Source organism: Rhizobium sp. 01T417 (assembly GCF_056398905.1).
This window is the reverse complement of record NZ_JBFTQH010000002.1, coordinates 342,927-353,057: the sequence shown is the minus strand read 5'-3', so window position 1 is coordinate 353,057 and position 10,131 is coordinate 342,927. Positions and strand designations below refer to the sequence as shown.

General features: G+C 58.5%; 10 protein-coding genes and 1 pseudogene. 5 read left to right on the top strand and 6 right to left on the bottom strand.

What is annotated here, in order from left to right; all coding sequences use genetic code 11:
- The first annotated feature begins 296 nt into the window (after window positions 1–296).
- Window positions 297–782 carry a RidA family protein gene (locus AC1DPR_RS03835; protein WP_018855770.1) on the top strand — a complete coding sequence of 162 codons (486 nt, stop codon included), beginning with the start codon at window positions 297–299 and terminating at the stop codon, window positions 780–782.
- A gap of 6 nt (window positions 783–788) precedes the next feature.
- Here the strand turns inward: AC1DPR_RS03835 and AC1DPR_RS03830 are convergent, their stop codons facing one another.
- On the bottom strand, window positions 789–2,036 hold the full coding sequence (locus AC1DPR_RS03830) for an MFS transporter (RefSeq protein WP_062374159.1): 1,248 nt from the start codon (window positions 2,034–2,036) through the stop codon (window positions 789–791).
- 138 nt (window positions 2,037–2,174) lie between these two features.
- Here AC1DPR_RS03830 and AC1DPR_RS03825 point away from each other — a divergent pair, with 138 nt between their 5' ends.
- Together AC1DPR_RS03825 and AC1DPR_RS03820 are read left to right on the top strand one after the other, a co-directional pair.
- Window positions 2,175–2,465 (top strand): YggT family protein, encoded by a 291-nt coding sequence (locus tag AC1DPR_RS03825; protein WP_016556606.1) that lies wholly within the window; start codon window positions 2,175–2,177, stop codon window positions 2,463–2,465.
- The gene (locus AC1DPR_RS03820; protein ID WP_018855773.1) at window positions 2,462–2,776 is read left to right on the top strand and encodes a DUF167 domain-containing protein; all 315 of its coding nucleotides are present in this window, start codon (window positions 2,462–2,464) and stop codon (window positions 2,774–2,776) included. The genes AC1DPR_RS03825 and AC1DPR_RS03820 overlap by 4 nt, the downstream gene beginning before the upstream one ends.
- On the opposite strand, the gene ppa is transcribed toward AC1DPR_RS03820, so the two are convergent.
- Window positions 2,777–3,313 carry an inorganic diphosphatase gene (ppa, locus tag AC1DPR_RS03815; protein ID WP_018855774.1) on the bottom strand — a complete coding sequence of 179 codons (537 nt, stop codon included), beginning with the start codon at window positions 3,311–3,313 and terminating at the stop codon, window positions 2,777–2,779. It abuts the gene before it with no gap.
- Between the two features lie 977 nt (window positions 3,314–4,290).
- Here ppa and AC1DPR_RS03810 point away from each other — a divergent pair.
- On the top strand, window positions 4,291–5,178 hold the full coding sequence (locus AC1DPR_RS03810; RefSeq protein WP_477815767.1) for a LysR family transcriptional regulator: 888 nt from the start codon (window positions 4,291–4,293) through the stop codon (window positions 5,176–5,178).
- A 341-nt stretch (window positions 5,179–5,519) separates the two neighbouring features.
- Here AC1DPR_RS03810 and AC1DPR_RS03805 read toward each other — a convergent pair.
- A pseudogene (locus AC1DPR_RS03805) lies at window positions 5,520–5,915 on the bottom strand (hypothetical protein).
- Between the two features lie 50 nt (window positions 5,916–5,965).
- Here AC1DPR_RS03805 and AC1DPR_RS03800 point away from each other — a divergent pair.
- Entirely contained in the window at window positions 5,966–7,003 is a 1,038-nt protein-coding gene (locus AC1DPR_RS03800; protein ID WP_477815766.1) for an IS110 family RNA-guided transposase, read from the top strand.
- A gap of 332 nt (window positions 7,004–7,335) precedes the next feature.
- On the opposite strand, the gene AC1DPR_RS03795 is transcribed toward AC1DPR_RS03800, so the two are convergent.
- The 3 genes from AC1DPR_RS03795 to typA all read right to left on the bottom strand — a co-directional run bounded on the left by AC1DPR_RS03795 (window position 7,336) and on the right by typA (window position 10,074).
- Window positions 7,336–7,479 carry a hypothetical protein gene (locus AC1DPR_RS03795; protein WP_477815765.1) on the bottom strand — a complete coding sequence of 48 codons (144 nt, stop codon included), beginning with the start codon at window positions 7,477–7,479 and terminating at the stop codon, window positions 7,336–7,338.
- Between the two features lie 69 nt (window positions 7,480–7,548).
- A complete protein-coding gene (locus AC1DPR_RS03790) occupies window positions 7,549–8,055 on the bottom strand; it encodes a GNAT family N-acetyltransferase (RefSeq protein WP_018855780.1) in 507 nt (168 codons plus the stop codon).
- 201 nt (window positions 8,056–8,256) lie between these two features.
- Complete coding sequence (gene typA / locus AC1DPR_RS03785; RefSeq protein WP_018855781.1) at window positions 8,257–10,074, bottom strand: translational GTPase TypA; 1,818 nt, start codon at window positions 10,072–10,074, stop codon at window positions 8,257–8,259.
- Window positions 10,075–10,131 lie beyond the last annotated feature (57 nt).

Here is a 10,131-nt window from a genome sequence, read left to right as displayed (position 1 = left end):
GTATGGATTTGACGAGATGGACGAAGTCTCGGGCGACGGTCATGCCGAACTACTCGACGACGGCTCGGTCGAGATCACGTTCGCATACCACAACGGCGACGAGGCCATCCTCAAGGCCAAACCGCAGACTTTTTCAACAGCCTGCTAGACGGGTGCGCCAGGCACCGCGTCGTGCTAAGGTCGGCGCGTACCATCACTCTGGCTATATTCACCAGCAGGAATGCGTTCCGATCCACGACCCGGTCTTGGAATTGCCGCGCGCAATGACGGACCAAAGCTATGTCCGGAGGAATTCCATGGCCAACTATGAGCAGAGACTTGCCGCGATGGGATTGGTTCTACCGCAGCCCCTGAAACTGCCCTCCAACATGGTCCTTCCTTTTCCGTGGGTGAATGTGCGCGGCAATCGCGCATTCGTCTCAGGCCATGGCCCGCAGAATACCGATGGAACACCTGCCGGCCCGTTTGGAGCCGTCGGTGAAAACATCTCCATCGAGGAGGCCAAGGCATCTGCGCGGAAAGTCGCGCTTTCCATGTTGGGCAGCCTGAAGCGGGAGCTGGGTAGTCTCGATCGCATTACTGGCTGGTGTCGTGTGTTCGGCATGGTCAATTGCGCGCCCCGCTTTGCCAATCCGCCAGCCGTAATCAACGGCTTCACCGAGCTGATCATCGAGGTATTTGGACCTGAGGTGGGCAGTCACTCCCGATCCGCGATTGGCGTTGCCGGTCTGCCGCTGAACTTTCCGGTCGAAATCGAAGCGGAAGTCATCGTCTCGACCTGAAGGCCGTCACACCGGCTCCAGCCGCTCCGGCGCATCAAGCGTGTCGATCTTGCGCAGCTTCGGAAAGCTCGTGGCCCAAATTGCCGCGACGGCAAGCGTTCCGATGCCGCCGATAATAACCGCAGGGACGGCGCCGAAAATGGAAGCCATCGTGCCCGCGCGGAATTCGCCGAGTTCGTTGGAGGCACCGACGAAGACCATGTTGACGGCATTGACACGGCCGCGCAGTTCGTCCGGCGTCCAGAGCGCGATCAGGCTCTCCCGCACATAGACGGAAATCATGTCGGCCGCACCCATGATGGCGAGCGCCGCGATCGACAGCTCCGTGCTGGTCGAAAATCCGAAAACGATCGTACCGATGCCGAACAGGGCAACGCCGATGAACATGGCAATGCCGGCACTGTGCTTGAGCGGATAGGCGGCGAGAAAAATCGCCATGGCGATCGCGCCGACCCCGGGTGCCGCGCGCAGGAGACCGAGCCCCCAGGGCCCGAGTGTCAGGATATCGCGCGCAAAGATCGGCATCAGCGCCGTCGCACCGCCGAGGAGCACCGCGAAGAGATCGAGCGATATGGCACCCAGCACGACTTTCTCGGCACGAATGTAGCGGAAGCCGCCGAGGATCATATCCCAGCTCTTGGCTTCACCCATCGTCTTCTGCGGCGGCTTGGGGATCATGTAGAGCAGCGCTGCGCCAAGAGCAGCGAAGATGACCGCGACCGTATAGGCTGTATGAGGGTTGATGCCATACAAAAGACCACCGAGAACGGGGCCCGTGATCGCCGCCAGCTGCCATGAAGACGAATTCCAGGCGATGGCGTTTGACAGATCCTCCGGCGGCACAAGGTTCGGCGCCAGCGATTGCACAGCCGGCGACATGAAGGCGCGCTCGATGCCGAAAACCAGCAGGACGGCAAATACCGGCAACGGCGAGAACGTCCCTGTGATCGTCATCAATAGCAGCGCCAGCGTGCACAAGGCGCTGATGAGCGAGCAGATGGCGGCGATCGCACGTCGATTGTGCCGGTCGGCTACGGATCCGGTGACAAGGATCAGGACCAGCGAAGGCAGAAATTGCACTAGGCCTATCAGTCCGAGATAGATGGCACTGCCGGTCTGGTCGTACATCTGCCAGCCGACGGCCACACTGACGATCTGCTGCGAAAAAGACAGCAGAAACCGCGCGAAAAAGAACCGGGTGTAAGACGGATACCGGAACGCGGCAAAACGATCTCCGGTTGGCGAAAAAGACATGGAGACTTTCCAGAAAACAGGCCAGACGCCAACGCACGACGCCGCTGTTAAACATGATTTATAATGCGTTTCGAGACAGCACTTGCCGGTTTAGTCGCCAATGTCTACATGTCTGTCAACAACGAACTGGAGATTGCAATGCTTGCGCTTTTTCAAACCATTGATTTGGCTTTGAATCTCTACACTTGGGTGCTGATCGCCAGCGCTATTTTTTCCTGGCTGTATGCGTTCAACGTAATCAACTCCAGCAATCAGTTCGTCAATTCGGTTGGCATGTTCCTCTACAATGTGACGGAACCGCTGCTGCGTCCGATCCGCCGCGTACTGCCAAATCTCGGCGGCATCGACATCTCACCGATCATTTTGCTGCTGATCATCTTCTTCGTGCGCTCTCTGATGTGGAATTCAATCTTCCCGCTGGTGGCATGAGCCAGCCCTGGGCGGCGTTCAACGACCACATTGCTCTGACCGTTCGTCTGACGCCGAGTGGCGGACGCGACGCAATCGACGGCGTGGAGACAGACGCCGAGGGCAAAGCCCATCTCAAAGCCAGAGTGACTGCCGTTCCCGAGAAGGGCAAGGCGAACAAGGCGTTGATCGAGTTCTTGGCGAAATCGCTTCGCATCGCAAAGTCATCGGTCAGCCTCGCCTCAGGCGAAATGTCGCGCAAAAAAATCCTCCGGATCGACGGCGACCCGGAGGATTTGATCAGGAAATTACAAACTCTTCTCGAAAGCTGATCAGGCCTTTGCCTTCTTCGCGCGTTCGATCGCCTCGAGGATCAGTGCGCCGGCTTCCTTGGAATCACCCCAACCGAAGATCTTCACCCACTTGCCGGGTTCGAGATCCTTGTAGTGCTCGAAGAAGTGCTCGATCTGCTTCAGCGTGATCTCGGGAAGGTCGGTGTAGTCGTTCACCTTCTCGTAGCGCAGCGTCAGCTTCGGCGACGGCACGGCGATGATCTTCTCGTCCTTACCGGAATTGTCTTCCATCTTGAGAACGCCGATCGGGCGCACGTTGATGACGCAGCCCGGAACAAGCGGACGCGTGCTGGCGATGAGGACGTCGATCGGATCGCCGTCTTCCGAAAGCGTGTGCGGCACGAAGCCGTAGTTGCCCGGGTAGGTCATCGGCGTATAGAGGAAGCGATCAACAACCAGCGTACCAGCTTCCTTGTCCATCTCGTACTTGATCGGATGGCCGCCGACGGGCACCTCAACGATTACGTTGACATCTTCCGGCGGGTTCTTGCCGATGGAAATCGCGTCAATGCGCATAGAGCTTCCCTTTAACGGTTAAGTCGATGGTTGCCAGATACTGGGAATCATCCCGCAACGCAACACGCCAATGTGGATTGGCCCGTCTAAGGGGGCCGTCAAGGTGACACGCGACTTCTCTGCTGTTCGCTTGCAAGAGGCGGAGCGGATCCGAACGACACCCCCTGTCGGCTTGACAGTAGATGGCGCAGGTAATCACCGAGTCGGCTCAACCCTACCCACAATCGTTGGCCAAGCATGATGCGACGCTGGAGCTGATAGGCAAGTATGCCGCTCAATAGACCGGACACGACCGATACTGCGACCGGTAGCAGCGCGGTAAAAGTCGCGGGATTGGCGCGATCAAACAGGGCCTCCGGCAGAATCCGGTGCAGCAGGTAAATGTGATAGCTCGCCGCAGCGATCGAGACCAGTGCGGCGGACCGAGCGGAATCCGCGCAGCAGCAAAAACCTGAAAAGCTCTTTTGCGTGGGCAAGGAATTGGGTGGGGGATGTGTAGCGATGACGATTTCGCGGCAAAATTAGCTACGAACCGTTGGGCCGATGAAGTCGGAGTCGAGCTCCAGTGTAATCCCCATTTGTGATCTCCACACCATGCGCGGCATATGCAGCCTTGATTTTTTCTTTAGTGGTCTCGGTTGCATTACCAGTCGACTCGAAGCGATGCACCGTCGAAAAGGCAATCCCGGCCTTATCTGCAAGCTCACGAACCGACCATTTCAAGATCGCCCGAGCTGCTCTGTTCGCCTCTGGAGTCAAATTCGTCATATCAGCCCTAAAAATAAATACGCACGTAGCGAAAACGCTTGACGTGCCTCTTTGCGCAAAGTATCACTACACCCGTAGGCAAAATGCGCTGATTCTTCGAGAAGCGCGTGCCTATAATTGCGCGACTTTTTCCAAGTGACCAGCCGCCAATCCGATTTGGCCGCTGAATTTTGCTCGCCAGTCAACAGTTTCTAGATCGGTTATCTGATATGGAACTTCGCCAACTCTCCTACTTCAAAGCGGTGGCCGAGGAGCTGCACTTCGGCAGGGCGGCAGCCAGGATGCGTATTGCCCAGCCGGCGCTCAGCAATCATGTGATGTCGCTGGAAAGGGAACTTGGCTGTCCGCTGTTCATCCGCTCGACCAGAAGGGTGGAGCTGACCCGGGCAGGGGAAACCTTCTATGATCGCTGTGTGCGGATCCTGAGCGACATCGACCTGACCACGGAACTGACGCGGGCAGCCGGCGGCAGTCGTATCCGCCAGATCAGGATCGGCAGCATCTATCCGGCCACCATGGGCATGCTGCCGACCTTCCTTGCCAAGATCGCCCGCAAGTTTCCCGATGTCCGCATCCATATCGCGTCTGGCAATACCGGCGAGATCATCCGCGGCCTGGAGACCGGCCAGCTCAATCTAGGCTTCATCCGCCCGGTGGAAAACATCGGCTCSTTGCGCTTCGTCTCGCTTGCGCATGAGCGCTACTATCTGGCGGTTGGCCATGCCAATCCGCTGGCWGCCAAGGAGGAGATCAGCATCGATGATCTGCGCACTCAGAAGATCATCGCCTTCAAYCGGCAGAACCTGTCGTTCACSGARCGCTACTTCAATGAGAAGTTCGCCGAATACGACCTCACCGCCAACATTGCCTTCAGCTGCGATGACACCTATGCGCTGGTGTCGCTGGTCTCTGCCGGGCTTGGCATCGGCTTTGCCCCGGAGTGGACGCTTGATCTTCCCAATCGCGGCTTCGAGCTGAAGAAGGTAAGCGGGATCGACTTTAGGATCGGGCTTGGCATTGCCTGGAACAGAGAAGACCCAACCGCTGGCCGCGATGATATTGTCGACATCGCTCGGTCGCTGGCAAGGCGGGGCTGACAACATAGCCTAATTTAGCCTAATGCCAGGGACGGTCGGTGCAGGGCACACTGGGTTAGCGTCGGCCGAGCCGCTGCGGCTGGAGATCGACACAGGGATGCCTACTGGGCAGCGTCGTGGCCATAAACAACGAACGCAACGTCTTCGGTTTTTGCCAAGGCAGATATTTTTGCGGTGCTCTATGGAATTCGAAGTTCGTCGTCCATATCGGTAACGAAGAATGGGCGCGTTTCCGCGTCCGCCATCGAACTGTGCATGACCGCATCTGCCGCAATCAACACATTGCCTGTCACAGTAAGGATTGATGCCGTTTCAGGGGGCTCAAATGGAGAATTGCCGTCTTAGCGATGGCGGCTGACTTGGGAGGGCGATTTACGGCGCGCGATGAATTCGCGCAGTATCGGCAGGAAGAAGGCCTTGCTGAACCGGCCAATTGGCGGCTCCGGTTCGAGATAGAACGAGTGGACCGATGACGTCGCTGTTGAATTTGTCCATGATGATCCAGAGATGGCGATCTGCATCGAGGCCGGCGCGACGTTTTTCGATTGCCGGGATCTCGAAGGCGAACCGGTCCCGCTCGGGCTGTTTCGTGGTGATCGGGAAAAACAGCACCAGGTCACCATCGGCACGCGCTATCCGCACGCCGACCGCGACGGGGCGCTCCTTGCGTCCTCCCTCTCGCCTTTTCCTGCTTCTCGATGCCAGAGATGTTGGTGTGGACGGCCCCCGAACGGCATCGAAACGTGCCAGAGTGAGTCGTTAAGATCTCAAACAAAGGAAGCCGCCCATGGATAAGATTATTCGCATCGGCATGGATACGTCAAAGCATGTTTCTCAGCTGCATGGCGTGGATGCCGCTGAGAAACCGGTCTTGCGCAAAAAGCTGCGCCGCAAGGAAATGATCGACTTCTTCAGGATCTGTCCGCCAACCGTGATCGCCATCGAAGCCTGTGGCGGCTCCCATCACTGGGCTCGGCTGCTGACCGACCTCGGGCATGAGGTGAAGTTGATCGCGCCGCAACTCGTGAAGCCTTATGTCAAGCGGAGCAAGAACGACGCTGCGGACGCTGAGGCGTTATGCGAGGCGATGAGCCGCCCGACGATGCGGTTCGTACCGGTCAAGGCAGCCGATGAGCAGGCCGCCACCATGTTGGTCGGCGTCAGGGATCGCTTGATCCGCAATCGCACCCAACTCGCTAATGCAATCCGAGGTTACGCCGCTGAATTCGGCATTTCCGTCGCCAAGGGACTGGCGCATATTCCCTTGCTGCTTGAACGAACACAGTCCGACGAGACCGTGCCGGAGCTGGCACGGGCATTGTTCGCGAGCCAGGCGGAGGAATACGCCCAGTTGCAAGAAAAGATTACGGACGTGGATGCCAGGCTCATGGCATGGCAGCGAGCTGACGAACGCTGCAAATGTCTCAATACTATTCCTGGCATTGGTCCGATCGGCGCAGCGCTTCTGATCATGAAGACACCGGCGCCAGAGCTCTTCCGATCCGGCCGCCAATTCGCGGCGTGGATTGGGCTGACGCCAAAGGATCACTCGACCGGCGGCAAGCTGCGACTCGGACGCATCACGAAGGCAGGCGATGAGGCATTGAGAGCGGTGCTGGTGGCCGGGGCGACGACTGTCATTCAGCATGCTCGCCGACACGGCAAGACTTCTCCGTGGCTGGCCGAATTGCTCAACCGCAAGCCGTCGAAACTGGCAGCCGTCGCCCTCGCCAACAAGATGGCGCGTATCGCCTGGAAGCTCATGGTGACCGGGGAAAGTTACAACGCAAAATATGCGTCAGCCCTGATGGTGGGCGCCACATGAAAATCAGCACGATACGGAAAGTTCTAACTTAAGATTCACGTTGAGTTGCTGACAACCGAACTTGCAAGATAGGAGATTAGATGGTGTGATCGATCGATCCAAGACGTGAGACACTCCGTCCTATCCTTTGGCCTTCTGCAAGGTCGTAGAGATGTTTGGAACTCACGCTGCGGAAACCATCTTGGCCAGCGCTCATGTGCGAGCACAACAAAAGGCCGGACATATGGGCGCAAGCGATCGGATCAAATCCGTCTCAGAATATCTTGCGAGCAGGGGGCCGTCCACATAAAGGATAGCGAAGACGGCTGCGGTCTGGATGTCGTCGTAAACACTCATCGCCCGACCTCGTCGTCCTCAGCATATTGTTCGACCGCGCGCTCCATGTCGGCGAATAAGGCGTCGGACATGGTGTCGATCGACCCGATCGCTCGGGCATCGGCACCCTTCGTGAGCCGCTCGTAGTCTTTTATGTTCAAGATTTGCAAGTTTTCGTGACGACAGCAACTGTCAATTTCGCTGGAAAAAGCGATAGGCAAGGAAGAGCCTCAACCCCAAATGAAGCCAATTTTCTTTAGCCGCTTCTGGTCGAACGTTTCCATGCCCTCGCAATAGTCGACGCCGCCATGGCTGCGATAGAACTGCGCGCCGGTCTCATTCTCCTCGAGGCACCAGACGACCAATCCGTTGCAGCCAAGCGACTTCAGGAGCCGCCGTGCTTCGCCGAACAGCATGTGGCCAAGGCCAATGCCCTGGTACTCCGGCCGAAGATAGAGTTCGTAGATCTCGCCCTCTTGGGGCAGGGCGCGGGCGCGATTGAGGCCGAGCGTTGCGTAGCCTGCGACAGTGCCGGCCACGTCGAGAACGAGAAGCGTTGCCGGCCCGCGGGTGGCCTTGCGCCACCAGTTCTCGCCGCGACGCTCGATCATCTGCCGCAACGCACGATGCGGAATGATCCCCGCATAGGTGTGCTGCCACGCAAGCCGATGCACTTCCGATATGGCTCGGGAATCGTGCGGTTCGGCCCGCCGAACATCGATCGACAACGTCTTCATAACGCGTACTCTGGTCCCATTGTCGGCAATTAACCATATGCGCCCGGCGCATTCAGGTTGTTTGCCCACAGGCTAAACATGTGGACGACAGCTGAAATTTAACGCTTTTTTAACTATTGCGACAAGCGAGATTCGGCAGACTGCACAAATAAAAAACCCCGGCGCAATGGCCGGGGTTGAAGGCTGAAAGACTTCAGTCGCTTAGGCGGACTTCGCCTTGGCGAAGCGCTTGCGGTCGTTGGCGTCGAGATACATCTTGCGCAGGCGGATCGACTTCGGCGTCACTTCCATCAGCTCGTCGTCCTGGATCCAGGAGAGAGCGCGGTCGAGCGTCATGCGGATCGGCGGCGTCAGCTTGACGGCTTCGTCCTTGCCGGCGGCGCGGATGTTGGTCAGCTGCTTGCCCTTGAGGACGTTGACCTCGAGGTCGTTGTCTCTGCTGTGGATGCCGATGATCATGCCCATGTAGACCTTTTCGCCGGGCTCGATCATCATCGGGCCGCGATCTTCCAGGTTGAACATGGCGTATGCAACGGCTTCGCCCGGAGCGTTGGCCAGGAGAACGCCGTTCGTGCGGCCGCCGATTTCACCCTTGTAAGGCTGGTAGTCCTTGAACAGGCGGTTCATCACGGCAGTGCCGCGCGTATCCGTCAGGAGTTCCGACTGGTAGCCGATCAGGCCGCGGGTCGGCGCGTTGAAGACCAGGCGAACGCGGTTGCCGCCCGAAGGACGCAGCTCGGTCATTTCAGCCTTGCGCTCGGACATCTTCTGCACGACGACGCCGGAATGCTCTTCATCGACGTCGATGACGACTTCCTCGATCGGCTCCATCAGCTGGTCGTTCTCGTCGCGGTGCATGACGACGCGCGGACGCGACACGGCGAGCTCGAAGCCTTCGCGGCGCATGGTTTCGATCAGAACGGCGAGCTGCAATTCGCCGCGGCCGGAGACGTAGAACGAATCCTTGCCTTCGGCTTCTTCGATCTTCAGCGCGACGTTGCCTTCTGCTTCCTTGAACAGGCGGTCGCGGATGACGCGCGAGGTGACCTTGTCACCTTCGGTGCCGGCGAGCGGGCTGTCGTTGACGATGAAGGACATGGTGACGGTCGGCGGATCGATCGGCTGCGCGGTCAGCGCCTCGGTGATCGCGGGATCACAGAAGGTGTCGGCAACCGTGCCCTTGGAGAGGCCGGCGATCGCGACGATGTCGCCTGCATGCGCTTCATCGATCGAGGTGCGCTCGATGCCGCGGAAGGCGAGGATCTTGGAGATACGACCGGATTCGATCAGCTTGCCATCCTGGCCGAGAACCTTGACAGCCTGGTTCGGCTTGATCGAGCCGGAATTGATGCGGCCGGTGATGATGCGGCCGAGGAAGGGGTTGGCTTCGAGGATCGTGCCGATCATCGTGAACGGGCCTTCGGCAACCGTCGGCTCCGGAACGTGGTTGAGCACGAGGTCGAGCAGCGGTGCCAGACCCTGGTCCTTCGGGCCTTCAGGATTGACGTTCATCCAGCCATCGCGACCCGAACCGTAGAGGATCGGGAAGTCGAGCTGTTCGTCGGTCGCGTCGAGGCTGGCGAAGAGGTCGAATACTTCGTTGATGACTTCTTCATGGCGGCCATCGGGACGGTCGATCTTGTTGATCGCAACGATCGGACGGAGGCCGACCTTCAGCGCCTTGGAGACGACGAACTTGGTCTGCGGCATCGGGCCTTCGGAGGAGTCGACCAGAACGATCGCGCCGTCCACCATCGAGAGAATACGCTCGACTTCACCACCAAAGTCGGCGTGGCCGGGGGTGTCGACGATGTTGATGCGAACGCCCTTCCACTCGACCGATGTCGCCTTGGCAAGGATCGTGATGCCGCGTTCCTTTTCCAGGTCGTTCGAGTCCATGACGCGTTCTGCAACGCGCTGGTTCTCGCGGAACGAGCCGGACTGTTTCAGGAGTTCGTCAACCAGTGTCGTCTTGCCATGGTCAACGTGCGCGATAATCGCGATGTTGCGAAGTGCCATATGTCTATATCTCTGAAGCTGGGGCGCCGCGCTGGGAGAAGGCGCCAATTTCATTTG

Coding starts and splice junctions, on each gene's coding strand:
- AC1DPR_RS03835 (WP_018855770.1), top strand. CDS start 297: ATGGCCAACTATGAGCAGAGACTTGCCGCGATGGGATTGGTTCTACCG.
- AC1DPR_RS03830 (WP_062374159.1), bottom strand. CDS start 2,036: ATGTCTTTTTCGCCAACCGGAGATCGTTTTGCCGCGTTCCGGTATCCG.
- AC1DPR_RS03825 (WP_016556606.1), top strand. CDS start 2,175: ATGCTTGCGCTTTTTCAAACCATTGATTTGGCTTTGAATCTCTACACT.
- AC1DPR_RS03820 (WP_018855773.1), top strand. CDS start 2,462: ATGAGCCAGCCCTGGGCGGCGTTCAACGACCACATTGCTCTGACCGTT.
- ppa (WP_018855774.1), bottom strand. CDS start 3,313: ATGCGCATTGACGCGATTTCCATCGGCAAGAACCCGCCGGAAGATGTC.
- AC1DPR_RS03800 (WP_477815766.1), top strand. CDS start 5,966: ATGGATAAGATTATTCGCATCGGCATGGATACGTCAAAGCATGTTTCT.
- AC1DPR_RS03790 (WP_018855780.1), bottom strand. CDS start 8,055: ATGAAGACGTTGTCGATCGATGTTCGGCGGGCCGAACCGCACGATTCC.
- typA (WP_018855781.1), bottom strand. CDS start 10,074: ATGGCACTTCGCAACATCGCGATTATCGCGCACGTTGACCATGGCAAG.